The sequence below is a fragment of the Spirosoma fluviale genome (assembly GCF_900230225.1).
In the GTDB taxonomy this organism is placed as follows: Bacteria; Bacteroidota; Bacteroidia; order Cytophagales; family Spirosomataceae; genus Spirosoma; species Spirosoma fluviale.
The window spans coordinates 50,842-77,669 of the sequence record NZ_OCNH01000002.1; the positions used below are offsets into that span (position 1 = coordinate 50,842).

Annotated in this window: 24 protein-coding genes; 9 read left to right on the forward strand and 15 right to left on the reverse strand. The window is 50.0% G+C overall.

Features of this window, described 5'->3' with window-relative positions; all coding sequences use genetic code 11:
* The first annotated feature begins 85 nt into the window (after positions 1-85).
* From CRO74_RS11095 to CRO74_RS11105, 3 genes are all read left to right on the forward strand, one after another.
* Positions 86-928 (forward strand): CPBP family intramembrane glutamic endopeptidase, encoded by an 843-nt coding sequence (locus tag CRO74_RS11095; protein WP_097126141.1) that lies wholly within the window; start codon positions 86-88, stop codon positions 926-928.
* 99 nt (positions 929-1,027) lie between these two features.
* Positions 1,028-1,255 carry a hypothetical protein gene (locus CRO74_RS11100; protein WP_144035900.1) on the forward strand — a complete coding sequence of 76 codons (228 nt, stop codon included), beginning with the start codon at positions 1,028-1,030 and terminating at the stop codon, positions 1,253-1,255.
* A gap of 3 nt (positions 1,256-1,258) precedes the next feature.
* The gene (locus CRO74_RS11105; protein WP_097126143.1) at positions 1,259-1,942 is read left to right on the forward strand and encodes a LytR/AlgR family response regulator transcription factor; all 684 of its coding nucleotides are present in this window, start codon (positions 1,259-1,261) and stop codon (positions 1,940-1,942) included.
* 87 nt (positions 1,943-2,029) lie between these two features.
* On the opposite strand, the gene nadB is transcribed toward CRO74_RS11105, so the two are convergent.
* From nadB to nadA, 4 genes are read right to left on the reverse strand one after another with little or no spacing between them, the layout of a single operon-like run.
* The gene (nadB, locus tag CRO74_RS11110; protein ID WP_097126144.1) at positions 2,030-3,616 is read right to left on the reverse strand and encodes an L-aspartate oxidase; all 1,587 of its coding nucleotides are present in this window, start codon (positions 3,614-3,616) and stop codon (positions 2,030-2,032) included.
* An 8-nt stretch (positions 3,617-3,624) separates the two neighbouring features.
* On the reverse strand, positions 3,625-3,996 hold the full coding sequence (locus tag CRO74_RS11115; RefSeq protein ID WP_097126145.1) for a DUF5615 family PIN-like protein: 372 nt from the start codon (positions 3,994-3,996) through the stop codon (positions 3,625-3,627).
* Positions 3,980-4,210: a DUF433 domain-containing protein gene (locus CRO74_RS11120; protein ID WP_097126146.1), complete on the reverse strand. Its 231-nt coding sequence runs from the start codon at positions 4,208-4,210 to the stop codon at positions 3,980-3,982. The genes CRO74_RS11115 and CRO74_RS11120 overlap by 17 nt, the downstream gene beginning before the upstream one ends.
* A gap of 24 nt (positions 4,211-4,234) precedes the next feature.
* On the reverse strand, positions 4,235-5,224 hold the full coding sequence (gene nadA / locus CRO74_RS11125) for a quinolinate synthase NadA (protein ID WP_097126147.1): 990 nt from the start codon (positions 5,222-5,224) through the stop codon (positions 4,235-4,237).
* Positions 5,225-5,451: 227 nt separating this feature from the next.
* On the opposite strand from nadA, the gene CRO74_RS11130 reads away from it, so the two are divergent.
* On the forward strand, positions 5,452-6,507 hold the full coding sequence (locus CRO74_RS11130) for a ferredoxin--NADP reductase (RefSeq protein ID WP_097126148.1): 1,056 nt from the start codon (positions 5,452-5,454) through the stop codon (positions 6,505-6,507).
* A 110-nt stretch (positions 6,508-6,617) separates the two neighbouring features.
* Here CRO74_RS11130 and udk read toward each other — a convergent pair whose 3' ends face one another.
* The 4 genes from udk to atpD form a co-directional block, all read right to left on the reverse strand.
* Positions 6,618-7,235 carry a uridine kinase gene (udk, locus tag CRO74_RS11135; protein ID WP_097126149.1) on the reverse strand — a complete coding sequence of 206 codons (618 nt, stop codon included), beginning with the start codon at positions 7,233-7,235 and terminating at the stop codon, positions 6,618-6,620.
* Between the two features lie 111 nt (positions 7,236-7,346).
* A complete protein-coding gene (atpC, locus tag CRO74_RS11140; RefSeq protein ID WP_012929599.1) occupies positions 7,347-7,592 on the reverse strand; it encodes an ATP synthase F1 subunit epsilon in 246 nt (81 codons plus the stop codon).
* Between the two features lie 83 nt (positions 7,593-7,675).
* The gene (locus tag CRO74_RS11145; protein ID WP_097126150.1) at positions 7,676-8,374 is read right to left on the reverse strand and encodes a hypothetical protein; all 699 of its coding nucleotides are present in this window, start codon (positions 8,372-8,374) and stop codon (positions 7,676-7,678) included.
* A gap of 111 nt (positions 8,375-8,485) precedes the next feature.
* Positions 8,486-10,012 carry a F0F1 ATP synthase subunit beta gene (gene atpD / locus CRO74_RS11150; RefSeq protein ID WP_097126151.1) on the reverse strand — a complete coding sequence of 509 codons (1,527 nt, stop codon included), beginning with the start codon at positions 10,010-10,012 and terminating at the stop codon, positions 8,486-8,488.
* Between the two features lie 296 nt (positions 10,013-10,308).
* On the opposite strand from atpD, the gene malQ reads away from it, so the two are divergent.
* The 4 genes from malQ to CRO74_RS11170 all read left to right on the forward strand — a co-directional run bounded on the left by malQ (position 10,309) and on the right by CRO74_RS11170 (position 17,303).
* On the forward strand, positions 10,309-11,883 hold the full coding sequence (gene malQ / locus CRO74_RS11155) for a 4-alpha-glucanotransferase (protein WP_097127072.1): 1,575 nt from the start codon (positions 10,309-10,311) through the stop codon (positions 11,881-11,883).
* A 167-nt stretch (positions 11,884-12,050) separates the two neighbouring features.
* On the forward strand, positions 12,051-13,439 hold the full coding sequence (locus CRO74_RS11160; RefSeq protein ID WP_179830175.1) for a beta-alanine-activating enzyme beta-propeller domain-containing protein: 1,389 nt from the start codon (positions 12,051-12,053) through the stop codon (positions 13,437-13,439).
* A 70-nt stretch (positions 13,440-13,509) separates the two neighbouring features.
* Positions 13,510-16,530: a hypothetical protein gene (locus tag CRO74_RS11165; RefSeq protein ID WP_097126153.1), complete on the forward strand. Its 3,021-nt coding sequence runs from the start codon at positions 13,510-13,512 to the stop codon at positions 16,528-16,530.
* A gap of 50 nt (positions 16,531-16,580) precedes the next feature.
* Complete coding sequence (locus CRO74_RS11170; RefSeq protein ID WP_097126154.1) at positions 16,581-17,303, forward strand: ABC transporter ATP-binding protein; 723 nt, start codon at positions 16,581-16,583, stop codon at positions 17,301-17,303.
* A gap of 457 nt (positions 17,304-17,760) precedes the next feature.
* Here the strand turns inward: CRO74_RS11170 and CRO74_RS11175 are convergent, their stop codons facing one another.
* From CRO74_RS11175 to CRO74_RS11200, 6 genes are all read right to left on the reverse strand, one after another.
* Entirely contained in the window at positions 17,761-18,339 is a 579-nt protein-coding gene (locus CRO74_RS11175) for a hypothetical protein (protein ID WP_144035901.1), read from the reverse strand.
* Between the two features lie 395 nt (positions 18,340-18,734).
* Entirely contained in the window at positions 18,735-19,199 is a 465-nt protein-coding gene (locus CRO74_RS11180; RefSeq protein ID WP_097126156.1) for a hypothetical protein, read from the reverse strand.
* A gap of 292 nt (positions 19,200-19,491) precedes the next feature.
* On the reverse strand, positions 19,492-20,670 hold the full coding sequence (locus CRO74_RS11185; RefSeq protein ID WP_097126157.1) for a Gfo/Idh/MocA family protein: 1,179 nt from the start codon (positions 20,668-20,670) through the stop codon (positions 19,492-19,494).
* 126 nt (positions 20,671-20,796) lie between these two features.
* On the reverse strand, positions 20,797-21,282 hold the full coding sequence (locus CRO74_RS11190) for a GyrI-like domain-containing protein (RefSeq protein WP_097126158.1): 486 nt from the start codon (positions 21,280-21,282) through the stop codon (positions 20,797-20,799).
* A 107-nt stretch (positions 21,283-21,389) separates the two neighbouring features.
* On the reverse strand, positions 21,390-22,151 hold the full coding sequence (locus CRO74_RS11195) for an OBAP family protein (RefSeq protein WP_097126159.1): 762 nt from the start codon (positions 22,149-22,151) through the stop codon (positions 21,390-21,392).
* A gap of 176 nt (positions 22,152-22,327) precedes the next feature.
* A complete protein-coding gene (locus CRO74_RS11200; protein WP_097126160.1) occupies positions 22,328-24,127 on the reverse strand; it encodes an acyl-CoA dehydrogenase FadE in 1,800 nt (599 codons plus the stop codon).
* Positions 24,128-24,392: 265 nt separating this feature from the next.
* Between CRO74_RS11200 and CRO74_RS11205 the strand changes: the two genes are divergently transcribed.
* Positions 24,393-25,688: a Zn-dependent hydrolase gene (locus CRO74_RS11205; RefSeq protein WP_097126161.1), complete on the forward strand. Its 1,296-nt coding sequence runs from the start codon at positions 24,393-24,395 to the stop codon at positions 25,686-25,688.
* A 22-nt stretch (positions 25,689-25,710) separates the two neighbouring features.
* Here CRO74_RS11205 and CRO74_RS11210 read toward each other — a convergent pair whose 3' ends face one another.
* Positions 25,711-26,637, reverse strand: coding sequence for a DUF6089 family protein (locus CRO74_RS11210; RefSeq protein WP_245877823.1), 927 nt, complete (start codon positions 26,635-26,637; stop codon positions 25,711-25,713).
* Positions 26,638-26,828: the final 191 nt, after the last annotated feature.

The window sequence follows — 26,828 nt, forward strand, 5'->3', positions numbered from 1 at the left end:
CACGGAGTTTTTAAGTGAGTCTATTTGATAAAGCAGTAAACGTAACTTATTTTGGTTCATCACTTACATAAGCTCTTACACGACCATGACAACCAGTATTGCTAATTCATTCGAAGAAGGTGTTCCGCCCGTTACCCCGCCTAAAAATGCGTATCCTGTCCTCTCGCAAATTTGGGTCTTAGTAGGTGTATTTATTCTGGCGCAGATACCCGCTGCCATACCGATGATTGGCTTGAAAGCCGCTGCCGATAGCTACGGGTTGCCCTTTCTGGATACCATCGGCCAAACGCTGGCTTATGCCCTTGGTATGATGCTCACCATCTGGTATGCCTTTCGGCAGCGGGGTAGCCGTGCTTTGTCTTTTGCGTCGGTTCCCATTCCGGCTTATCTGGTTTCGGCGGTCGGGCTGATAGCGATGGGGGTTCTGGCTGAGCCCATCGTAAGTGCTATTCCAATGCCCGATGCCGTGGAGGAACTTATACGAAAAACGTTTACCAAAAATGTTATTCTATCAGCCGTCATTGCTGCGCCCATTCTGGAGGAGATCCTGTTTCGGGGAATTATTCTGGATGGGTTTCTAAAAAACTATCGCCCGACCAAAGCCATTATCTGGTCGGCGCTGATTTTTGGTTTCATCCATTTCATTCCAGCCCAAGCCCTGAATGCGGCTTTCATTGGTATTGCCTTTGGCTGGTTGTACTACCGTACCCGTTCGCTCACGCTCTGCATGTTTTTGCACTTTGTGAACAATGGCCTTAGCTCGCTCACATTTTTAAGTGATGAAGGGTTGAATATGAGCGAAAATACGACCCGCGAGTGGATGGGGAGTGATGTGTATTATGTGGCCTTACTGGTAGGATGCGCGGTAGTTTGTGTCGTCTGTTATCGACTTTTGGACCGGATTTTGCCAAACGCTCAGGCTGTTTAGTTAATCTGTCCTTTGCTTACCAGTGGTCAACGTCCTAAGATTATTCAATCTAACGTATTTTTTGTCGATTTAATGATTGTACTTCACCCTACATACGAAATGAAAGCTAAACTCGGTAATCTTACTTTTGGTCCTAAAACACGTTGGAAAACCGCCGGACTTCTGGGGGCGCAGGCTTTATTGATTGGCCTGATGGTGTTGGCTAAGCACTATGGGCAGGCACCATCAACGTCCCTGTTTATCGTTATAAACATCATTATTATTCCCGCTCTCGCCCGACAGCTTTTTAAGGGTACCGGCAACGACATCGAAAATACGAATCAGTAACCTATGCCGCTAAACCTCCGCTGCATCGCCATCGACGACGAACCGATTGCGCTCGATATTATAAAAGCGCACGCCGGTAAAGTGCCGTTCCTTGAACTCAAACGCACCTTCGTGAATGCTTTCGAAGCGTTAACTTTCCTGAAAACCGAGCCCATCGACCTGATCTTTCTGGACATCAACATGCCTGATCTGACAGGGCTGGACTTTGCACAGGTGGTTGGCAACAAGTCGCTGGTGGTGTTTACAACGGCCTATCCGGAGTATGCCTTGCAGGGTTTTGAACTAAGTGCGCTGGATTATCTGCTGAAACCCATCGCATTCGGGCGGTTTATGCAGGCGGCCAACAAAGCCTATGAACGCCTGTCGGGCGATTCGAAAAAGTCGCCCTTTGTTTTCGTCAAGGACGGCTACGACTGGGTGCGAATCAATCTGGAGGAATTGCAGTACGTTGAATCGGAAGGTAACTACCTGACGTTTCAGGAAACGGGTAAGAAAGCCCTCACGCGCATGACCATTACAGAAGCCATCGAACTGCTCCCCGCCGATCAGTTCATGCGCGTTCATAAATCCTATATCGTTGCCCTCGATCGCATCGAGAAAATAGAGCGGCACCAACTCACCATCGGCAAAGCCCTGATTCCCCTTGGCGCTTCCTACCGCGATGAATTGCTGGAACGGGTGAAGTAAAGTCTGGGCCAAGCTCCGGCTTGGCCATAGATATAATTAAAGTGAATTCGGGATTAGAAATGGCCAAGCCGGAGCTTGGCCCAGACCCTACTTCACATTATCCAGATTAAAATGCAGTCCGCTGTTTTCGCGCCGGGCCATCGCCATTTTTATGACCAGGTACGCCACTTCGATCATGTTCCGGAGTTCGCAGATGGGGACGGATACTTTGGATTGACGATAAAGTTCTTCGTGCTCCAGGTAGATTAGTTCGAGCCGGTCCATGGCCCGTTTCAAACGCCGGTTGGAACGGACGATGCCTACGTAGTTCGACATGATCGACTCCAACTCTTTCTTCATTTCCGTCACCAGCACCAGTTCTTCGGGGTGGGTCGTGCCCGCGTCGTTCCAGTCGGGGATGTTGTCGGGGATAGCGGCCTGGTCGAGGAGTTCGACGGTTTTTTCGTACGCCCGATGCCCAAACACAACGGCTTCGAGCAGGGAGTTGGAGGCCAGTCGGTTAGCACCGTGCAGGCCTGTACACGAACATTCGCCAACGGCATACAGGAATTGAATATTGGTCTGGCCCCATTCGTTAACCCGGATTCCTCCGCAGAGGTAATGCTGCGCAGGAACGACCGGGATGTAATCTTTCCGTAAGTCCAGCGCCAGGTGGTCGCGGCAGTAAGCCGTGATGTTCGGGAAATGCTCGATAAACTTCTCGTAATCGCAGTGGGTTACGTCGAGGTACACGTGCGGGTCACCGGCTTTTTTCATTTCAGAGTCGATGGCGCGGGCCACAATATCGCGCGGGGCGAGGGACAGGCGCGGGTCGTAGTTCTCCATAAACGTCTCGCCTTTCCGGGTTCGCAAAATCCCGCCAAAGCCCCGAACGGCTTCGGAAATGAGGAAATTTGGTTTTTTGCCCGGTTCGTAGAGGGCCGTGGGGTGAAACTGGATAAATTCCATATCCTTCCCGATTCCCTTGGCGCGGTAGGCCATCGCGATGCCATCGCCGGTGGCAATATTGGGATTGGTGGTGTTCTGGTAGATGTTGCCGATGCCGCCGGTAGCCAGCAGGGTCGTTTTGGCCAGGAACACCTCAACCTGGCCCGTCTGGGTATTCAGGACATAAGCACCGAAGCATTTATTATCCGAATCGTACCGATGAACGGTTTCACCGAGCTGGTGGCGGGTGATGAGTTCAACGGCGTAGAAATGGGTAAAAATCTCGATCGACTTCAGCGAATTCGCTTTTTCGAGTAAAGCCCGTTCGATTTCAGCTCCGGTAATGTCTTTGAAGTGAAGAATCCGGTAGTCGGAGTGGCCGCCTTCTTTGGCAAGGTCGTACTCTGTACCGCCGTGCTCCTTGTCGAAGCGGGTACCGTAGCTGATCAACTCCTGAATGCGCCCCGGCCCTTCGTTTACCACAATTTCGACAATGTGCCGGTCGCTCAGGAAGTCGCCCGCTACCATCGTGTCTTCAATGTGTTTCTCGAACGAATCATCCTCCGACCACACGGCCGCAATGCCGCCCTGGGCATATTTGGTGTTGGTTTCGTCGGCCTGCACTTTCGTGATGACGCCGATGCGGACATCCTGTTGCAGGTTTTCGAAGTGCATGGCCAGCTTGGTGGCGTAACTCAGGCCCGCAATACCGGAGCCAATAACTAAGAAATCGAATTGATGGGGCATTGGTATTTTTATTTGGCGGGTCTGATGCGTAGTTGTTCATTACTAAGTACAGAGAAACTGTTGACAAGCTCGTTTCCCTGGCTCATGATAACATCAATTACCCGTTCGGACTTTTCGGCACTATCCATTTTTAGTAGTCTAACCAGCAATATACCGCAGTGAGCCATACGAAGTCGGTGGACAAGTTCACCGAAATCTTTGTCTTCAGTCAACAGAATAGACTGCCGGTCTACAGCGATTTGTAAAACTTGAGGGTCCGGTATACTAGAGAACGATTCTGCTATAGCAAGAACTGAAAAACCTTTCGCTCGTAATTGTTTAACAACGGCAAAATCAAAATTTTCATCAGCTACAAACGAGTAGTCATCCGGCTTGGGCATAGACAACCTCATTTTTTACTGTTTCTGACGCAAATAGCAAGCATGCATACAATGCTTCTTGTGTAACACGTGGATAAGATTTCAGTAGTTGTTCTATTGTCTCGCCGTTACCAAGCTTCTCTAAAACCAGATCAACGGGTACACGTGTACCCTTGATAACAGGCTTACCAAACATGATCGTTGGGTCGGATGTGATGTAGTCGCGCCAGTTCATAGTCTTTGGTTTAATACCCTTCGTTTACTTACTCAACTCCAGCATCCGCGCCACCGACTCATACGCTTTTAACCGCACAACCTCCGGCACAATGATTTCCGGCTGTTCGTAGAGCATGGCGTTATAGACCTTCTCCATCGTATTCATTTTCATGTACGGACACTCCGAACACGCGCAGGTATTGTTCTGAGTGGCCGGAGCCGGTATGATTTTCTTGTGCGGTACCGCCTGCTTCATCTTGTGCAGAATACCCGCTTCCGTACCCACGATAAACGTTTGCTCCGGGCTGTCGACCACGTATTTCAGCAAGGCCGTTGTGGAGCCTACGAAATCAGCTTCGCTCAGGATATGCTCCTGACATTCGGGGTGGGCAATGAACTTCGCTTCGGGATAGTCTACCCGCAGCTTATGCAGTTTCTCCAGCGAAATGTCGATGTGAACGATACAGGCTCCATCCCACAGCACCATGTCGCGCCCGGTTTTCTTCGAGACGAAACGGCCGAGGTTGGCATCGGGTGCGAAGATGATTTTCTGGTCTTTGGGTAAACTCTCGACAATTTTCAGCGCATTTGACGAGGTAACGATAATGTCGGACAACGCCTTGATCTCGGCCGAGCAGTTGATATACGACAGCACGATGTGGTCGGGGTACTGCGCTTTGAACGCTGCAAACTTATCGGCGGGAGCGGAGTCGGCGAGGGAGCAGCCCGCGTTGAGGTCGGGGATAACGACTTTTTTCTCCGGCGATAAGATCTTAGCTGTTTCACCCATGAAATGAACGCCACAGAACACAATCATGTCGGCGGGGGTGGCGGCTGCCTGCTGGGAGAGGCCAAGACTGTCGCCAATGTAATCGGCTATATCCTGAATAGCGCCATCGACGTAATAATGGGCCAGAATAACCGCATTCTTTTCTTTCTTGAGCCGGTTAATTTCGGCGACTAAATCTATGTCTTCCGCAACAGGTTTGTTTACGTACCCGACGCGTTGAACTTCTTCCAGGAGTGCTTCCATTGATGGTTTTACAAGCGGTTTTAAACTAAACAAGGAATGAGGGCAAAATGTCACGTTATCAGCCAATCCACCCGTAGATTCTGTCGATGCTGCTACAGCCTGGTGGACGGTGTGCGTTAGCCGCATAACGACAAACTATTTGTAGCCGGGGCGAATTTCAGTAAATCAACCGGGCTTTCAAACAACGAGAGGTATTTGATTAGTTTTGGGATAAAGAAGACCTGTTCATGACCGACGATTTTCTCAAACTCCGGATCATCCGTATTTATTCAGAGACGTCAGATACCAAAAGCTATTTTCTTGAGCCGGTAGATGGACGGCCCGTTCCGCACCGGGCCGGGCAGTTTCTGACGTTGATTCTACAGCACGGCGGGCACGAAGTTCGCCGGTCGTATTCGCTGAGTTCGGCCGCCCATGAGCCTCTTCGCCTGACCATCAAACGGGTAGAAAATGGGGCAATTTCGCGCTATCTGCTCAATACACTCCGCGTTGGCGATGAGCTGAAAAGCCTGTACCCGGCCGGGCGGTTTATCGTTGATTCTACCGCGCCGGGTGATTTGGCGCTGTTGGGCGCGGGGAGCGGCATAACGCCTTTGTTCTCGATAATCAAAGAGGTTTTACGGGCAGAGCCGAACCGACGGATCACTCTGCTCTACAGCAGTCCCAGCGAGCGGGCCATTATTTTCCGAACGGAGCTGGATGAGTTACAAAAGCAATATCCCGACCGCTTTCGGCTGATCTATCTGCTCAGTAATCCATCCGATGACTGGAACGGTCTGCGCGGGCGGCTCAACAACGTCATGCTCGAACGACTATTGCCCGAACTGGTCGGTACCTCAGACCCAAAAACGCTTCAGTTTTATATCTGCGGGCCGGGGGATTACATGCGGATGGCTCAGTTTACGATTGTTTTCAGCGGCTTTCGCCCCGATCAGATTCGGCGGGAAGATTTCGTTATCAAACCGGTTGTTTTAACGCCCCCGCCCGCCCTGGCACAGGATCGGACGATACTGCTACGTATCGGGCGACGGGAGGGAGAACCCCGTGAGGTTGAGATTCAGGTGCCAGCCTACAAATCCATTCTACAGGCCGCTCTGGATGAGGGTATTCATTTGCCTTACAGTTGCCGGGGTGGTCGCTGTTCCACCTGCGTGGCCCGCTGCACATCGGGAAGTGTCCACATGACCATCAACGACGTCTTGACCGAACGCGACCTGAGCGAAGGCTGGATGCTGACTTGTACCGGCTACCCGGAAAGTGATGGCGTAGTGATTGAGGTATAACGTTAACGTATCGCGGTTCTTTAGTCCGCGTAGCCGAAGGCTAATTTGACAATGAAACGATTTTTTAAGCCTGTCGGCTACGCGGGCTAAAGAACCGCGATACGTTAACGTTATACCTTCGTTTTTAAAAACTCGATTACTACATCCAACCCCTTCTGGTAATGATTGTTGTTAGGGATAACAATGTCAGCTTCGGCGCGGTAGGGTTTGATAAACTGCCTGTATGTGGGCTTTACGTGGTATTTCCAGCGATACATGACATCATCAAGGTCGTAGCCGCGTTCTTCGGCGTCTCGTTTGACCCGTCGTTCGAGTTTAATACTGTTTTTGGCGTCGATGAAGATTTTTAGATCCATCTGGTCGGCCAGTTCACGGAAATGGAAGACGAAAATACCTTCGACCACAATGATCGGGGCAGGGTGGAAGGTCAGCATCTTCGGAATAATGTTCGGGTTGTTGAACGTATATTCTTTCTGCGTAACCAGCTCGCCATTGCGCAATAGACCGATGTGTTGTGCGTAGAGATGGTGATTGATCGTTTCAGGCAGGTCGAAGTTATGAATTCCCTGATCGTCTACCGGAATCAGGTCTCGGCTCAGGTAGTAATTGTCCTGCGAAATCAAACAGATCTGTTCATCCGTAAACGCACTGAGAACTCCTTTTAAAAAAGACGTTTTGCCCGAAGCACTGCCGCCGGTAATGCCGACGATAAACGGTTTTTTGGTCATGGTGGTACCTGAAGTCGGTAACAAAGAAATAAGCAAATGATGAAGTGGCAATAAAAAAAGCGGTCCACTTAGGGTAAGTGAATCGCTTTTATGTCAAAAAGAGTAAATTCTCTAGGCAACTATGGCTTCGGCAAGCACCAGTACTCTGTTTTGAAGTACTTCAACTACGCCACCGTCAACGGTAAAGGTTTGCTGCCCCGAGGCCGTCTGTACAACAACCTGACCTTTATCCAGCGTGCTCACCAGGGGTGCGTGGTTATTCAAAACCTGAAATTGACCTTCGCTGCCCGGAAACGTAACCGCCGTAGCTTCGCCGGAGAAGACTTTACGGTCGGGAGTAATGATATCTAGTGTCATACGAGAAAGATGTATGATGTATGATGTGTGATATATGAGGAGTGTTTTCGACCAACATCATATATCATACATCATACATCTTTTTATAAGGCTCCTTTTACAAAGTTAAGTACGCTACTGATCTGGCTTTTAGCCGCTGGTTCGGCCGCTTTAGCGACTAACCCACCCTGATTAAGCTTGCCAACCGATGCCATAGCTGTCGAAATTAGCGACTGGCCGGTTGTGGCACTGCTGCCTCCCAATGCGGATAAGGCACCCCCGATGTTTGATAGACCGCCGGTTAGCTGGCTACCTTTCCCAAGTAAAGAGCCTGCCGCCATAATTCCTTCGAGTTGATTGCCGCCGGAGGCTAACTTGGCTAAACTAACTGCTTTGCCTAAAACACCGTTGCCTAACGCGCCGGTTGGAATGAGCGGAAGCAGGGCTTTTAATTTAGTAGCCTGAGCCAGCAGTTTGTCTTTAAACGAAGTTGGCTTTTGCTGCGCTTCGGCTTCCAGGGCAGAAATTCCCGTTTCGAGTTCTTTCGCTGTGGTTGCTTTATCGCCTTTGCCAAGCGCAGCCACGGCATTGTCCAGGTGGGCCGTCGCTCCGTTTGCGTCATCCTGAACTGTCGTTGCCGCTGTGCCCGGTGTAATCGCCGAATCCTTGATAGCTCCAACTACCGGTGATGATGCTGGGGCTGTAGGGATTATTGGCGTTGTAACCTGGGCCGTTGCAATCGTAGTTGCCATCAGGCTAGTGAACAAAAGGGCGATTCCAACCCTCAATCGAATTGTTTTCATAAAAACAGATCTGTTTTAATTACTAAACTAATTTGAATTGAGGAAGGAATGGCAGGTTTCCGGCTACGACTCTACAGGGTTACTTTAGAGTCGTAGCCGGAACGTAATGGCTTATTGACCGGATTCTTTCAACAGACGCTCGCCTTTGGCAACGGCATCTTCGATGGTTCCAACCAGGTTGAAAGCCGCTTCGGGCAAGTGGTCATACTTACCGTCGATGATTTGGTTGAAGCCTTTGATCGTGTCTTCGATCGGAACGAGTACACCTTTTAAACCGGTGAACTGCTCGGCTACGAAGAACGGCTGCGACAGGAAGCGTTGTACACGACGAGCGCGGCTTACGATCAGTTTGTCTTCTTCCGATAATTCTTCCAGACCCAGGATGGCGATGATGTCCTGCAATTCTTTGTAGCGTTGCAGAATCTCTTTTACGCGCTGAGCCGTGTTATAGTGTTCGTCGCCAAGAATCTCGGCCGACAGAATCCGTGACGTAGAGTCAAGAGGGTCAACGGCTGGGTAGATACCTAACTCGGAAATTTTACGGCTTAATACAGTCGTAGCATCTAAGTGAGCAAAGGTGGTAGCCGGAGCTGGGTCAGTCAAGTCATCGGCAGGTACGTAAACGGCCTGTACCGAGGTGATCGAACCCCGCTTAGTGGACGTAATCCGCTCCTGCATGACACCCATTTCGGTAGCCAGCGTAGGCTGGTAACCTACGGCCGATGGCATACGACCCAGCAGAGCCGATACCTCCGAACCCGCCTGGGTAAACCGGAAGATGTTATCAACGAAGAACAGAATGTCGCGACCTTCGCCTTCACCGTCGCCGTCACGGAAGTGCTCGGCAATGGTCAATCCTGATAGAGCTACGCGGGCACGTGCTCCCGGTGGCTCGTTCATCTGGCCGAAAACGAAGGTAGCCTGGCTATTGGTCATCTCCTGGAGATCGACTTTCGTGAGATCCCAGCCGCCTTCTTCCATCGAATGTTTAAAGGCATCGCCGTAGCGGATAATGCCCGCTTCGATCATTTCGCGCAGCAGGTCATTTCCCTCACGTGTACGCTCACCCACACCGGCAAATACGGACAGACCCGCGTATGCTTTGGCGATGTTGTTGATCAATTCCTGAATCAATACGGTTTTGCCAACACCGGCACCACCGAAGAGACCAATTTTACCGCCTTTGGCGTAAGGCTCAAGCAGGTCAATAACTTTAATGCCAGTAAACAGTACTTCGGTCGATGTCGCCAGGTCTTCGAACTTAGGCGCTGAGCGGTGGATTGGCAGGCCAACACCGGTTGTGGTTGGTTGTGGAATACCGTCAATGGCTTCGCCAACAACGTTAAAAAGCCGACCCCGGATGCCTTCGCCCGTTGGCATCGTAATCTGATGGCCTAAGTCAACAACCTCTATACCACGGTATAGACCGTCTGTCGAGTCCATTGCGATAGTCCGCACACGATCTTCGCCCAGGTGTTGCTGAACTTCCAGGATTACCTGTTGTCCATTGGCTTTAGTTACTTTGAGGGCGTCCAGGATGGCCGGAATTCGCGAGCCTTCGCCCTCGAAACTCACGTCCACGACCGGCCCGATTATTTGCGTAATCTTACCCGTATTGACTGCCGTTGCCGTACTCATTTGTATAGGATATGCTGTTAATTAAAAGTTGCCCATTGTTTGGGACTGCAAAAGTAGGAGAAAAACCGCGTAAGGTCAAGGAAGAGCCTAGTCATTTTCTAGTTGGTTCTGTCGGGAATGCATTTGGCAATAAGGTTTTTACGACAAAAAGTAAACAAAAGCGGTCTGGGGCGGATTTGTACAAAAACAAGTCGGTAGTCGTTGGCGGTCAGTTAATAGTTGAGAGTGATCAGGTACTGGTTGACATAAAACGGCTCGCTATCGACGCATACCTTTCGACTCAACGATTCTTTTTCATGCTCCAGCAACGCTCAAGTGGTTTACTGCTCCATATTACTTCTCTACCCTCCGCACATGGTGTTGGCGATCTAGGCCCCGAAGCGTATCGGTTCGCCGATTTTCTGGAAGCATCCGGGCAAACCTACTGGCAGATTTTACCACTAACCCCCGTTGACCCCGGCGCCGGGTTCTCCCCTTACAGCAGTCCATCGGCTTTTGCCGGGAATGTTCTGATGATCAGCCTGGAGAAATTAGCCGACGAAAATTTATTAAATGGCGATGATCTGGCGGTATTTAACGATCAGCCCGTTCACAATGTAGTCGTTACAGAACCATCAGATTCTGTCGATGCCGATGTAGTTGCCGCACCACTTCTGTCTGTGCCTTCTACGCTCCATGCCGCCTGGATAAAAAAACGACCGCTGTTAATACGGGCGGCTCAGGCCTTTCTGCGGGAAGCGACCCCCGCCCAGCGCAGCGATTATGACCGGTTTTGCGCCTGGCAAGCTGACTGGCTGAACGATTACGCGCTGTTCACGGCTTTGCAGGAGTCGACCGGGGAGCCTGTCTGGGTTCGGTGGCCTACCGAAATTGTCCGGCGTAACCCCGATGCTTTGGTTAAACAGGCAGCATTACTACACGATGAAATTGAGGTAATTAAGGTACTCCAGTACTTCTTTTTGCGGCAATGGAATGAACTGGCCGCGTATTGTTACACCCGGAAGATTCACTTAATTGGCGACATACCAATTTACGTACAGTTTAACAGCGCCGATGTGTGGGCCAACCCAGAACTGTTTAAGCTTGACGAAAACTTCCAGCCTTTGTTCGTTGCCGGTGCCCCGCCGGATTATTTCAGTGAAGATGGGCAGCGATGGGGCAATCCCATTTACGACTGGGCGGAGCACGAACGGACCGGCTTTGTCTGGTGGATGCATCGGCTGCGGCACCAGATGTCCCTCTACAGCCTGACACGGCTCGACCATTTTCTGGGTTTTGCGGTGTATTGGGAAATCCCGGCCAGCGAACCGACTGCCAAAGTGGGGGAATGGGTGAAAGCGCCCATTGAGGCTTTTATGCACGCTATGCACCGGCAGTTTGTTCAGTTGCCCATTATTGCTGAAGATTTGGGAGCGAAGGCCGCCGACATTCAGCCGTATCTCCGGCATTACGGGATACCGGGTATGCGGGTGGTTCAATTTGGCTTCGGAGTCGACATGCCCACGTCGACCTATGCCGTTCACAACCACGCCGAGAACTTTGTGGTCTATTCCGGCACGCACGATAACAACACGACTCTGGGTTGGTTCCGGGAGTTGGATAAGCTCCACCGGCAGCGCATGAACGATTACCTCGGCACTAAAGTAACTGAAAAGAACGTGGTCGATCAGGTCTGTCGGCTCACGATGCAGTCGGTAGCGCGTCTGGCCATTATGCCCATCCAGGATGTGTTGAATCTTGACGAAACCCACCGGATGAATACGCCGGGCCTGGGCGGTCGAAGCTGGCAGTGGCGATTGCAGCCAAATCAACTAACTGCTGATGTAGCGGCTAAGTTGTTGCGACTCACAAAAATGACCGGCCGGGGGTAGTGATACCGTAAGGCACTCAGTAAGCTGTTTGTATACCGAAAAAACTACTTTGGCACTATAAGTGCTGAGCTACTTAAGTAATGTTTCCTGAGTTACGTTAACCGAATCTCAGGAATACATTGATCATGTATGGACTGTCCGTCCACTCAATTAATGTAGCTGTGCTCATGTTTCGGAATTTACCTACTTCACTGCTTCGGCTGACCGGTTTTGTTTTACTGGTTGCAGCCTGTAAAACATCAATTGATACCCAGCCTGTTACAACCGGTAAGGCGATTGAATCATTCACCTTCACGAACGTGGCTCCGGCGGCTACAGCGGTCGTAGACTCTGTTGTGTATAGCGTCAGAGCGACCGTACCGGCTGGGACCGATTTAACCAAACTGTTGCCCATCATAAAAGTATCGCCCGGCGCCATTATAACACCGGCTTCGGGGGTTGTGATGGATTTTAGCAAGCCAGTGTCGTACACCGTTACGGCCATGGATGGGTTAATTCAGTCTTATACCGTTACGGCTAGCGTGGCAAGTACGATTGCCAACGGGGGCGCGCTCGTGTATATTGGTAACGGAGCGGGTAACTTTTATGCTGTTGACGGAGGCACAGGCGCTGTAAAATGGCGGACATCAACCGGGTCGTCAATCTCTGCCAGTGCGTATGTAGCGGCTGGTATGGCGTTTACGGGCAGCGAAAACGGTAACCTATACGCTTTTGACGCCCTGACGGGTGCTCAGAAATGGAAAATTAGTACGGGCAACAGCATCCTGTCGAGCCCGGTTGTATCGGGCACTACAGTATTTGCGGGTAGTGAAGACCAGAATCTGTATGCAATCAATTTATTGACGGGAGCTCAACGCTGGAAGTTCAGTACGGCGGGTGGGGTTACATCCAGCCCGGTTGTTGCCAATGGGGTAGTCTACACAGCTAGTAAAGATCAGACGTTATACGCACTCGACGTAGCCACGGGTAAGCAACGCTGGAAATTCAGTGCAGGGGACAAAATCACATCCAGTCCTGCTGTAGTTAGCGGGGTCGTTTATATTGGTACCAACGATTATAATCTATACGCACTCGATGCTGTTTCCGGAGCCATCAAGTGGAAATTCAGTACGGGTGGCCCCGTTACATCCAGCCCCACGGTAGCCGATGGAGTCGTTTATGTTGGGAGCGATGATTACACGTTTTACGCGCTCGACCTTACCACGGGTAAGCAACGCTGGAAGTTCAGCACTAATGGCCGTATAAGTGCCAGTGCGGCTATTGCCGGTGGAGCCGTTTATTTGGGTGTTGAGGATAAAACCTTCTATTCGCTGGATGCCGCTACTGGTGCGTTGCGCTGGAAATTTGGCACGGGCGGTATCATCAGTTCAAGTGCTGTGGTCTACAATGGGTTTGTTTATTTCGGGAGTCAGGATGCTAGTTTGTATTGCCTGAATACCACGTCGGGGGCTATGCGGTGGCGTGTTCCGCTCGATGCCAAACTACTGGCGAGTCCGTGTCTGGCCACTACAAACCTGATTCCCGTTGCGCCAGGGATTAGTGGCGGACAACAGTAAGCGATTGACCGGCAGGACTTGTAGGAGGGAATAGCAGGCACTAACCCGCCGTTAACTACGTTTCTCTTTCATGTCATCCTTATTTTTCTGGAAAGATTGGAGCCGGGGGTACCGGCTTACGTATCTGATTAGCTTTATTGCCTTCATTGTCAGTATTGTTCTGTTTGCTATTGCCTGGGCGAAAGGCTTGAGCAATGTTGTTCGGTGGGATGTGCTGAGCGAACTCAATGAGCTTCCCATTATACTGCATACCTTCTCCGATGGGCTGCTCGATTACTCCGTCAACGGGAAAGCGTATGCAGTTTCGGAGCAATTTATTGCGGGTGCCATGCAAACGCACCCCGGTCTGGCTACAGCTTTTTTAATTGGCGTTTGTCTGGCGTTTGTTCTTCTGTTAAGCGCCATAACCCGGCTCGACCGGATTCGCTACCTGGTCGGCATGGGGATTCTTATTCTCGGGCTGGCCTTTTTTCGCTGGGAAATGCTCGATGTCCCGGGTCTCGGCGGTAATTATCTGTTTCTATTGCTGACGTTCGTCTTCGGTTCGGTCAGTTACTATTTCCACGCTTTCCGGGCTGACTACCTCATCCCCGTTCGGCTGGTTACGTTCGGGCTATTAACGGCCGTCGTTGCACTGGCGATTGGAGCGTTGTCGCCGGTACCGTTTCCGGCTTTAGTGGTTGTCAGCTACGGAATGCCGGTGCTGCTGGTGTTTAGCATTGGTTTTATCTTCTTTATCGCTACCGAAATCATTGCCGGGCTCGTCTGGCTCACATCGGCCGGGCGTTCAGAAGGCGGGGAGGTACCGGTTGGTCAACGGCGGGTGCTGGGGCTTAATAACTTTCTGTTTGTCAGTGCGCTGTATCTCGTCAATCTGATACTTATCTGGCTCAAAAATACGAAGTCGATTGATTGGGATTTACTGGCAATCAGTCCGTTTATTCTGTACCTGATTTCTGTTACGCTGGGGGTTTGGGGTTTTCGCCGGTTGGTTCAGCAACAGGATTCGTTCTCTTTTCGCGATGCCGGGGCGTATCTCTATGCCGGTCTGGCCCTGCTCACAACCCTCACGATCACCTACGCGTTTGCAACGGCCAACGACCCGCTGGTCGAAATGTTCGAAGATGTAATCGTGTACACGCATCTGGCGATGGGCGTGGTTTTTGTGGCCTACGTCCTGATTAACTTCCTGCCGATCTTTCAACAAAACTTACCCGTTTACCGCATTCTATACAAACCTAAACGACTGGAGTTGAGTCTGTTTCGGGTGGCCGGTGTGTTTGGTATCGCCGTTTTGCTGGCATCAGGTGGGCTTATTACGTTCCGGCAGGGGGTAGCGGGTTATTACAATGGACTAGGCGACGTGTACACCGCTACCGGCGAACCGCAGTCGGCCAGTGCCTTCTACCAGCTCGCGCTGGAGCAGGAATTTCAGAACCACAAATCGAACTACGCGCTGGCTTCGCTGGCGATCGCGCAGAGCAACCAGACGGCAGCTGCTTTCTTTTATCAGCAGGCGCTCCTCAAACAGCCTCATCCGCAGGATTATGCTGGCCTGAGTCAGACGTATTTACAGACGAATCTGTTCTTTGAAGCCGTCAAAACCTTACAGCGGGGTATTCGGGCGTTTCCGAAAAGTGGCGAGTTGCAAAACAACCTGGGGTATCTATACGCACGCACCAGCGTGGCCGACTCCGCTTATTATTACCTGAAATCAGCAACGGATTACGCCGGAAAAAGCGAAGTGCCGGAAGCCAACCTGCTGTCGTTCTACGTCCGAAACCCGAAAGTACTGGCGGCCGATTCGAGCCTGGTAAAAACCAGCCGGGATTTGTCGTATGAATCTTATCAGTCAAATGCGCTTGCCCTTCGCTTGCTCACGCAGGCGGATACCGCGCAGCCCCAAAGGCCTAACTGGCTGGCTACGGAGCAGAGCAAAGAAGGGTTAAGCGTTGGTCGTTTTGCCAGTTTATATAATTACACGTTAGCCACACAACGGGCAGATACGTCGCTGGCGGGACTGCTTCAGCGCTTGTCGGCGGACCCCCTCAATCAGGATTTTACGGACGATTTACTCCTCGCCCGCGCCGTGGCCGAGTACAATAACTACAATCATCCGGCGGCCTTTAGCCTGATGAGCCAGTTAGCAGAGGGCGATGACAAAAATGGCCCTGCTTACCGTTCCCTGACCGGACTGTGGCTTATGGAGCAGGGGTTATACCGAAAAGCGGCCGAAACGTTCGGCTACAACACCGATACGACTTCTATTTATTTCCACGCGGTAGCGCTCACCAAAGCCAATGACCCGGCTCTGGCGCAGCCTCTCTGGGAAGCGGTCGCTAAAAGTGACCCGGCCGTAGCGGCCCTCAAGGAAGTATTGTATCAGGAGCGGAAACCACAGACTGATCTGGAAAAAGCGTTTTACGCCACTTACCGGACTGATGATCCTAACCGGGGGGCTTATTGGGAAACCGTTCAGGAACCAAGCCTCAAAACCGTAGCGGGGGTAGCCCTCACGAACGATTTTCTCGATCAGCTACAGTGGCGCAATGCACAACTGGTACTATCGGGTTTGCCGAATCCCAAACAGGTCAGTCCGGTGGCGACTTCCCTGCGAAACGTGGTTGCCATTCGTTTATCGGCCTTCCGGCGAAGTGTTGGCTCGGCCGAAACGATGGCCAAAGAATTTATAGTACCCCTCTATCAGGCCGAACGGGATTATTGGCTGGGACAGACCTACGAACGCACCCGCCGGACTGCGCAGGCTCGAAAAGCGTACCAGCAGGCACTGCAACGGGCTCCTCTGAATGCCAGGATCGTGACGGCAGCCGCTCAGCTCGATCAGCAGCGAAAGCAACCGAAGTCGGGTTACGACCTTGTGCTGACGGCCCTGCCCTTCAACGAAGACAATGTTGATTTGCTCAAAACATACATCAACTTATGTACGGAACTCAGCCTGCGGGACTATGCCGAAAGGGGTATGATTAAGCTTCAGCTGGCCACAACACCCGCCGATTATCAGGCGTTTGAAGCGGCTTATCAGGAAAAATTAGCGTCAATCGAAAAGAGTAGAGAGAAGTTTCTTCAATAAAGTAGCTTTGTGTGTTCATCCGTAGCTGCTACCCGACAAGCCAACAAACTATGAATATTATTGAAACCCAAAGTATTGCCAAACGCTATGTGATGGGCACCGAGGTAGTAGAAGCCCTCAAGTCAATTACCATCAGCATTCATAAAGGAGAGTATGTTGCATTTATGGGACCATCAGGCTCCGGTAAATCGACGCTCATGAATATTGTTGGCTGTCTTGACTCGCCCACGTCCGGGAAATACATCTTAAACAACCAGGACGTTAGCGGCATGGGCGAAAACGAACTGGCGGAAGTACGAAACAAGGAAATTGGGTTCGTTTTCCAGACGTTCAACCTGCTGCCCCGGCAAACATCGCTCGAAAACGTGGCGCTTCCGCTCATTTATGCTGGTTACAGCAAAGCTGACCGTACCGAAAAAGCAATGATGGCCCTCAAAAATGTTGGCCTGGAAAATCGGGCGGGGCACCGGCCTAACGAATTGTCGGGTGGACAGCGGCAACGGGTAGCCGTAGCGCGGGCACTGGTCAACGATCCCAGCATTCTGCTCGCCGATGAACCAACCGGTAACCTCGACACCAAAACCTCCTACGAAATCATGGACCTATTCGACCAGATTCATAGTAAGGGGAATACGGTAATCATGGTTACGCACGAAGAAGATATTGCCGAGTACGCACACCGCATTGTCCGGCTTCGCGATGGTCTGGTTGAAACCGATCGCGCCAACGCGAACATCCGCAAAGCAAAAGCCCTGATGCAGTCATTGGGATAAGTAATAACAAGGGCTTTTGGCAACGTCTTTACCTGGAGCCAGTGGTATCGGGTCCTCAGACCTGACGTCACGATAAAAATAACCTCAATTGAGGATCTCCGGAAGCTCTTTTCGATAGCAAGACTGGGTAGAGCACAATTGTATTAAAATACGAACAGCAGTTTTTGTACAAATTCTTCTGTTAAAGAAAATCTCATAATATAATTCTTAGTTATAGGACGATCCTCCAAGAAGTACAATGCCTGGCCACTGATCGAGCTGGCCAGGCATTGTACTTCTTCTCTTTTATAAGGGGGTGGCCTACATTCGTACGAAATGTTCCATCAAAGTTTATTCCGACAGAAATTCAATAAGTTACGGAGCGAGGTAAAGAAAACGTTCTGTTTCTTTACTATTTATCTCGATGGGCAGACTAAAGCGATCAAGAAACTGACCAACGTCTTAAATTAGGGCGTTTTTATCTCTTCCGTGTCGGCAAGGTATAACCGAGTTGTATAGAACCAGCAAACCCTGTTCCCCGGGTAGATACACCAACACCAGCGGCTAGATTGAGATAAAAATTACGTCGGTAGGTACGTTGTAACCCCCACAAGGCCCGCAAGCCAACATCATTATCGGGTCGCGCCAGTTCTATGCTCGACAGATATTGCTCGGTAAAAGGTGCCGACTCAGATATAGCACCGATAGACAAGTAGTTTGCCGAATTAGCATTGATGCTCTTTCCCTGTTGCAGACGTTTTGCGATATTGTAGTAATAACGCCCCTCGGCTGAAGCCACCACATTGAGGTAGTAGGATGAATAAAAGCCCGAACTATTTCCAGGCAATGTGCCCGCTCGTGTGCCCGACGCCACAAAACCCCCACCCAGTTGCAGGGTAGGAACGAAGGTAATTTTGGGGCCTAGCCTGACCTCGTGCGTGATACCAGGAGTTAAGATCAATGCCCGCCAAACATATTTTTGGGTGTAATTGGTTGTTGAATCCTGTGCGTGACAAACCACCGACAGCAACATCAAGATAGCTATACTTGTTTTCATGGTGAGTATTACCGGGGAATAAACTAGTACCACACAAATATATAATTAGCTCTAAAACAATAACTTTTCACACGCATTAGAATCTTATTAGACTTGTAGGTTAAGCGCATTTAAAATAAGTGTGAGGATATTAAGTAGATACTTGTCATCCCCTCCGTTCAAGTCGAGTTGTTATACTAGCATAATTGGTCTGATGGTACATTTCGTACGAAAGTGGGCCACCCCCTTATAAAAGAGAAAAAGTACAATGCCTGGTCAGCTCGATCAGTGGCCAGGCATTGTACTTTTTGAAGCGGTGTTGTATAACTATCATTATGTAAATTGATAAAAGACAGAATTAGCAAGTCTCGACAGTCCTCATCAACCTTAGAAAAAGCTAAAAATATGATTAATAACTAAGGTTTATCCGGGATGCCTACCCGCTGATAGAAATGGCGAGTGCTACCATAACCTTGCGAGGGGGTTGTGACCAAGTCAGTGGTCGTCATAGTCTGATACGTATTGTCAGAAGCCTTCTTAAGCATGAATTGGATATAGGACCCACTGAATTGTTCTACTAACAGACCTTGGGCTTGATCTGACTCGCCAACGGAGTTATCTTGATATAATACCTTAGGGGGCTGCCCATCCTCGGTCAAATAGAGATAATTCCGTGAGCCGTCATTACCATAACTCAAGCTTTTGTCGTGGCCCAGCGTTTGTGGAGTAATATCACCACTCGATGTGCTGGTTTTAACCCATTGCCATTTGCCAACTAACGCTGAGCCAAACGGAGGAGCACAACCACAGTCCGGTTTTTTACAAGCTTGTAGTAAAAAGCAAAGGCTTAGCGTTACGAATAATGATCTGGTCGGTTTCATACAGTTTTAGACTTGACAGTTGATTGACCCATTTTCCACTAGTAAAGGTTGTATTTTGCTGTTATATAAGTGGCATTATGTTAATTAGATGATAAATATGCAATTGCTTGCTGGAAATTTCATATTATTTCTAATCGAGAATAAGAATGCTTTTGTTAGAGGCAACATTCTTACAACATAAAGTGGATGTGCAGTTAGCTACTTGAAATTCCCTTTTAACAGGATAGTAAAAAAGAAGCTCACCTAGCTGACTATTTTACAGTTCCGGATGAGCTTCTTTTGATTAACGTAATCAAGCTTTTAAATTGATCTTCCGGCCGGTTTCGGCTGCCCGGTAGATGGCTTGCAACAGCGTCACATCCCGCATACCTTCGGCACCCGTTACATGGTCGGGGAGTTGTTTTCCGTCGATCAGGTCTTTACAGACACCGTCCATGTGAGCGGCCTGGTGGTTTACAATGGGCATCTCGATCGGGCCTTTGCTGGTGCGGCCTTTCAGCGGACCGTACCCGAATGCCGGAGAAAGTTCAAACCAGCCTTTTTCGCAGGAAGCGTAGAGTCGTTCAACACCCGCTGCATAACTTGTTGTCGAGTTGGAAACGGCACCCCCTGGAAATTCAAACTGCCAGAACATCGTTTCTTCAACATCTTTAAATTTTACAGGGTCTGTTTTTGGGGCAAACTGTGCCGATACCGTAATGGGTTCTTCGCCCGTTATATACCGGGTGCCCTGAACGGCATAAATACCTACGTCCATCAAGGGACCACCCCCGGCCATACTTTTTTTCAATCGCCATTGCGTAGGATCGCCACTCCGGAAACCATCGCTGCTTTCAATGAATTTAACGGCACCAAATACCTTCTCCTGACCCAGTCGCATCACTTCTCTGGTGAATGGCTCGTAGTGCAACCGGTACCCGATGGCCAATTGCTTGTTCGCCTTTTTGCAGGCGTCGATCATGGCCTGGCACTCCTTTGGGTAAATGGCCATTGGCTTCTCGCAAATGACGTGTTTACCGGCCTGAGCGGCTTTGATGACGTATTCGGCATGCATCGAGTTGGGCAGCACGACGTAAATCACGTCGATGTCCTTGTTGTCGGCAATGCGGTCGAAGTTCTTGTAGTCGTAAACGTTTTCCTTGGGGATGTTGTATTTCTGCATCCACTCGGTGGCTTTGGATGGAGTACCCGTTACGATACCCGCCAGACGGCAGTGCTGGGTTTGCTGCAGGGCGGGAGCCAGTTGATTTTTGCTGTAGCCTCCCAGCCCAACGAGCGCGATGCCCAGTTTACGGCCCGGCTGCGAGGAGCGTACCGAATCGAGATTGGTGACCAGCGAATGAATACCGCTGTGCTCATTCTGATAGGTCAGCGTTTCGCCGAAGCCGGCAAGGGGTAAAGATAAAGCCGAGGCACCCGCGCCGAGATTACGTAAAAAAGTGCGTCGGGAATTGTAGTCTTGATTTTTCATGAGCAGCCGTTTTGAGAGACCTTATAAAGCTACTGAAAAGTACAACGCTTTAGAGTCCATAAAAAAAGCACCGATGCTGGTTTTTCTACCAACATCGGTGCCTATGTTCTTTTAAGCGAATTGGGCTTACACGAGTCCAATCTGTATTTCTGTCACACAGTTCGATGGATTTTCCAGATCAACAACAGCATATACCTCACGAATATGCCCATCATTCTGATACCCATCCCGATACAATTGAGCGAAAAGTGCATCGTATACCGGGCCGGAGTCGCTCCAGGATCCTGTGTATGAATGACAGGCACACCGAAACGAGCGAAAGCTACGGTAGATGAATGCATCGGATGGATCGCCCGGCTGGCTAATGGGCAGCGCAACTTCCAGTTGGAACTCATTGGTTTCATCGCCATTTACACCGGTATATATCCAGTGAATAGGACCGGTGATGGTGAGGCCAAGCCGCGTAGCTTCCTGAAAAAGACGCTGAGCCGATCCGTCCGTTTGCTGGGGAAGCGTCAGGAGGGTAGCGTGGGTAGTGAAACAAAGTGCGGTGAAAGGCTGGGTTTCTTTTACCTGGAGGGCATTTGCGGGGCTCGTTAGTTCAGTTGTCATGAGATTTGCTGTGTGTTTTTTACTCATCACAACAAAGGTCGCGCATGGTAGTGACAGCCCTATGTCAGTAGGGTTTGGCTCGGTTGAAAAATCGACATCTTTACGAGCTATTGGTGCCTGTGGGTAGGTCCGGCCTCATTTACCACCTTCAACTGACGGATTTCTCCCTGCTGCCAGGCATCCGCTCCGGGCTGGATTTGGGGAGCCGGAATATCGGTCCGATTCTCCTTATTTTTAGTAGTCGACACGTTGAACCGTTTATCGCGGTCGGCAACCATCTTCGGGTTCGTTTGGCCGTCTTTAGTGAATCCCATCATGACCATCGGGTGGCCAACGGGCAGTGTCAACTCACGGTCGGTGTGCCAGGTGTGGAAGGTCTTACCGTAGGTAGATACCAGTTTTTCCATTAGTTCGTGTTCGGCTACCTGTGGAATGCCGGGCGCAATCAACTGACCTGATTTTACCTCATGGACGTGACTATGCCAGAGTTTCTTTTCTTCATCGGGCAGGGTTTTGAACAGTTTTTCGGACACAATGTACTCAATGCCCATGATCTTGGCATTTTCGCCATTGCCATCGTAAATCACGCACTGGGTGAGGTCTTCATTGATGCTTGAGCAATAGTGGTGCGCTTCCATCTGGCCCTCCATGTGCCCGTTGTAAAAATGAAAGCCATCCAGATACATGTTCAGCTTGTTGAGAGGTGCCTTATTCTGAAGTAGATCCGCGCCCGTTTCCAGTGTTTTCGTCTTGACCGTCTTTTCGTCTCCCGGCGACTCAACATTGGAGGAGGTGTTCTTGCCGCCACAACTTAGCAGAAACAGCAGGGTAAAGGCTATAAAGACGGATCGGAAGCTGAATGAGGCCATAGGAATCTACATTGACTAGTCCTACTCAACGACTCCAATTCTCCATTGTTTGTTGTGGTGAAGGGATGTAAGGATTCGGTACGTTAGGCTAACTCATGAACATACTTCCTCACAAACAAATCGAGCCAGATCTGTGCAGGTCTGGCTCGTTACTATATACTCTGAAATTTTCGTTTCTAGAAAATATACTTGTTCTCGGCAATCATCGCATCGGCAATCTGACGACGGGCATCTTTCAGGTTCATTGGTTCAATTTTCGTGAACCGTTTCAGACCCATCAGCATGCCCCGTAGCTCATCGCCTTCGGCAAATGATGTAATGGCAGCCCGACCGGCGTTGTTTACTTTTTCAACGGCCTCGTGAAGATACACCAATGCCATTTGTTTCTGAAGCGCCACCGCTTCTTCGCCCTGGATACCGATCAGCTTCTCAACGCGCAACAGCACCGATTCTGCCACGTAGATTTCAATGGCCATGTCGGCTACGTTCATCAGGATTTCCTGCTCGTTCGAGAGGTTCATCATGAACTTCTGAACGGCGGCTCCCGATACCATCAGGGCGGCTTTCTTGAGGTTGCGAATGACTTTCTTCTCGGCAACGAATATGCCTTCTTCCTCATCCGAATTGAAATCGGGGATCGACATGATCTCTTTGGCAACGGCCATGGCTGGTCCCATCAAATCGAGTTCACCCTTCATGGCCCGCTTCAGCAGCATGTCCACAACGAGCATCCGGTTGATTTCGTTGGTGCCTTCAAAAATCCGGTTGATCCGCGCATCGCGGTATGAACGGTCCATGGGAGCATCGGCCGAGTAGCCCATGCCGCCGTATACCTGAACGCCTTCGTCGACCACATAATCCAGCACTTCCGAGCCATGCACTTTCATGATCGCGCACTCGATCGAGAACTGCTCCAGCGCTTTCAGTTTAGCGGAGGCATCGTCCATACCCTGTCCTTTCAGGTCTTCAATCAGGTCGTCGATGTTTTGACCGGCGCGGTACGAAGCCGTTTCGGATGCGTACACCTTCAGCGCCATTTCGGCTAGCTTGTGCTTGATGGCACCAAATTGCGAAATAGCCGTTTTAAACTGCTTCCGTTCGTTGGAATACCGAACAGCGTGATTTATTACTTCTTTCGAGCCACCAACGGCTGCAATACCGAGTTTGATTCGGCCAATATTCAGAATATTTACCGCGATTTTAAAGCCGTTCTCCCGCGAAGACAATAAGTTCTCGACGGGTACTTTGCAATCGTTGAAGAAAATCTGGCGGGTGTCAGAGCCTTTGATACCCATTTTGTGCTCCGGCTCATTCATCGCGATACCTTCATAACCCCGTTCGACAATGAACGCCGATAGGTTTTTGTCTGCGTCGATCTTGGCAAAAACGATATACACATCAGCAAAACCACCGTTGGTGATCCACATCTTCTGACCATTCAGAACGTAGTGTTTACCATCTTCGGTCAGCGTTGCTTTTGTTTTGCCGGAGTTTGCATCCGAACCTGAATCCGGCTCGGTGAGGCAGTAAGCCGCTTTCCACTCGCCCGATGCCAATTTAGGCAGGTATTTGGCTTTTTGCTCTTCGTTACCGTAATATACGATGGGCAACGTACCGATACCCGTGTGGGCCGACAGCGCCACCGAGAACGAATGCCCGGCACCGGTTACTTCGGCAACCAGCATTGATGTATTGAAATTTGTACCAAAGCCGCCGTATTCTTCAGGAACCGAAGTACCCAAAATACCTAATTCACCGGCTTTGTCCATCAGCGATGAGATCAGCTCCGGCGATTTGGCGTTATCAATTTCATTCAGACGCGGCCAGATTTCACGTTCCAGGAACTCGCGGCAGGTAGCCGCAATCATCTGCTGCTCTTCGGTAAATTCTTCAGGAATAAAAACCTGTGCTGCCTGCGTTTCTTTGATCAGAAATTCGCCACCTTTTAAGGAAGCTTTTGGTTCTGTCGCAATCATGTTGAAAAAAGAGTTTATTATGCTTGCATACTAATTCGTTAACAAATAAAGTCAATTCAAAATTAGTATGCAAGCATACTAATAATATTTTTTGTTTAACTTTTCCCTTCCTCTGTCCAACATTAGGTATGTCTGCCTAAAGAAGGCTTGTTGTAGGAAAAATGCGTTTAACAGCCCAAAATTTAGTTATTTGCCTTCTTGTTATTTACGTATTTAATGGAGTTGATTATGAGCCTTTTATAAATCAATTCCTTTCTGACAATCCATGAAAAAAGCACTACTTATCTGTCTTTCACTGATTCCGTTCTTGGCAACTGCTCAGGTGCCGTTCCAAAACCTGAAAATCAATCCGCAGCGAATTCAAAACCGCTTGCTGGAGTTATCAAAATTTGGTGAACTGCCTAATGGTGGGATAGGGCGGGTGGCGTACAGCAAAGCTGATCTGGAAGGGCGGGCTTACTTTATCGGCCTGATGAAAAAAGCCGGACTCGACGTAAGCATTGACTTTGCGGGTAACATCATCGGCCGCCGGAAAGGGAAAAACCCGAACCTGAAACCCATCGGCTTCGGCTCGCACATCGACAGCGTACCTAATGGCGGTAATTATGACGGGCCCGTTGGGTCAATTAGTGGGCTGGAGTTGATCGAGACGCTCAATGAGAACAAGATCGTTACGGAACACCCGCTGGAGCTGATCATTTTTGCGAATGAAGAAGGGGGTACCGTTGGCAGCGGTGCCATGATTGGTAAAATTACCCCGGCTGCCCTGAAGTCGGTAAGCCAAAGTGGGCTAACCATTGCTGATGGTATCCGGGCAATTGGCGGCAATCCGGATAGCCTGAGCAAAGTGGTCAGAAAGAAAGGTGATTTGATCGCCTTCATCGAACTGCACATCGAGCAGGGTGGTATTCTGATGACGGAAAATCAGCAAATCGGTATTGTTGAGGGCATTGTTGGGATTGAACACTGGGATGCTACGATTGAAGGTACACCCAACCATGCCGGTACCACGCCCATGAATATCCGTCGCGATGCGCTGCTGGCAGCCTCCCGACTTATTATCGCACTGAATGAAGTGGTTACGAGTCACGAAGGGCGGCAAGTTGGCACGGTGGGTAAACTCGTGGTTGAGCCCGGTGCGTACAATGTTATTCCGGGAAAAGTGGTGCTGGGTGTAGAAATCCGGGATTTGTCGTACGATAAAATCTGGATGCTGTTTCGCGAATTCGAGAGCAAGGCCAGCCAGATTGCTAAAGCGTCTGAAACGACCATTACCTTCGCTCAGTCGGGCGTGCCTGTCATTCCCGCTTTAACGGCTAAACCCATTCAGGATAAGATCATCGGTGCCGCCAAATCGCTGGGACTTTCTTATCGATACATGCAAAGTGGTGCCGGTCATGATTCGCAGGAAATAGCACAAATTGCCCCCGTAGGCATGATTTTCATCCCCAGCGTAGGGGGCATCAGCCATTCGCCCAAAGAATTTTCGAAAGGGGTCGATATTGGCAACGGGGCTACTGTGTTGTTGCAAACGCTACTGGCCATTGACCGGGAAAAATGAGAAGATTCGGTGCTTACGATTATTAGTTAGGGCATTTTACAGGCGTTGGAATCAGGTAGTGAACGGCCAGATGAGTGAGTATATAGATGTCATTACCCGGTAATCCGCGTCTTACATTGGTCGATACGTTCGTCAGGCTGGCCAGTTCGAACGTTCGACTTTGACCCGTGCGGGCATCGGTGGGTTCGTAGCGTCGGTCAGAAAGCATAGCCGACTGTTCGTTCGGCAGGTCGCTTCTATTGGGATACAGCCCGCTCACATCGTCGAGATAATCCGTAAACGTATAGCGAAAGCTAAGCTCGGCGGATACGTTCAGGCTTTGGTTGAGTTTCCAGCGAAGGCCCACCCCTACGGGTATAGCCAGCGCAATCAGCGAGTAAGGCTTTGCATAACCGGCTTGCCCCTGTCCTTCGGTTCCCAGTGGTTGTAGGTCGGTCCAGGCACCTAATGCATCGCCAGAAGTGCGGGTGGGTAACCGTGCTTGTGGATTGTGGGCCACCAACGCCAGACCGAGCGTGGCATAGGGCGTCAAAGACGGACGTTGAGAAGGCCGTGCCGTTTCCGGAAAAAATTGGTAGATGCCACTTACGGCGATTTCTTTCAAATCATTTCTGAAATGAAGATTTCGATGAAACTGGACCGGATGCAGGTTAGGGTTGTCTTTGTTATAGGTATAATCGTCGCCAACTAAACGTATCCAGGTAAACGAGGCTCGAACGGAGAAATAAGGCGTGAGATGACGCATGTAGTTTATCCCAACGTTCCAGCGGGGAAGTGGCGCAATAGGCTGCACCAACTGGCTTATGGGGGCCAACTCTCCCCGATAAATCGCTGAACCGGCTCCAATACCGATTTCAGAATACAATATGGGTTGCCTGTTGCGACGCTGTCCCTGAACTTCCGACAGGCACATGTAAATTAGAAAGAGGGCAATAAAGGTAGATCTCATACAAGTTCGGCAAACAAGTAGCCAAATTAGATGAAATATACCCTTGCACCAACTATTGACGTGAACAGCCTTATGACTTTGTCATCCATCCCGTTAATAATAGTTCTGATAACACAAGATCCTAGCTATATACAAAGCAACGAGCTGGGTACCGAACCTGATTAATCAGTTCAGTACCCAGCTCGTTTATG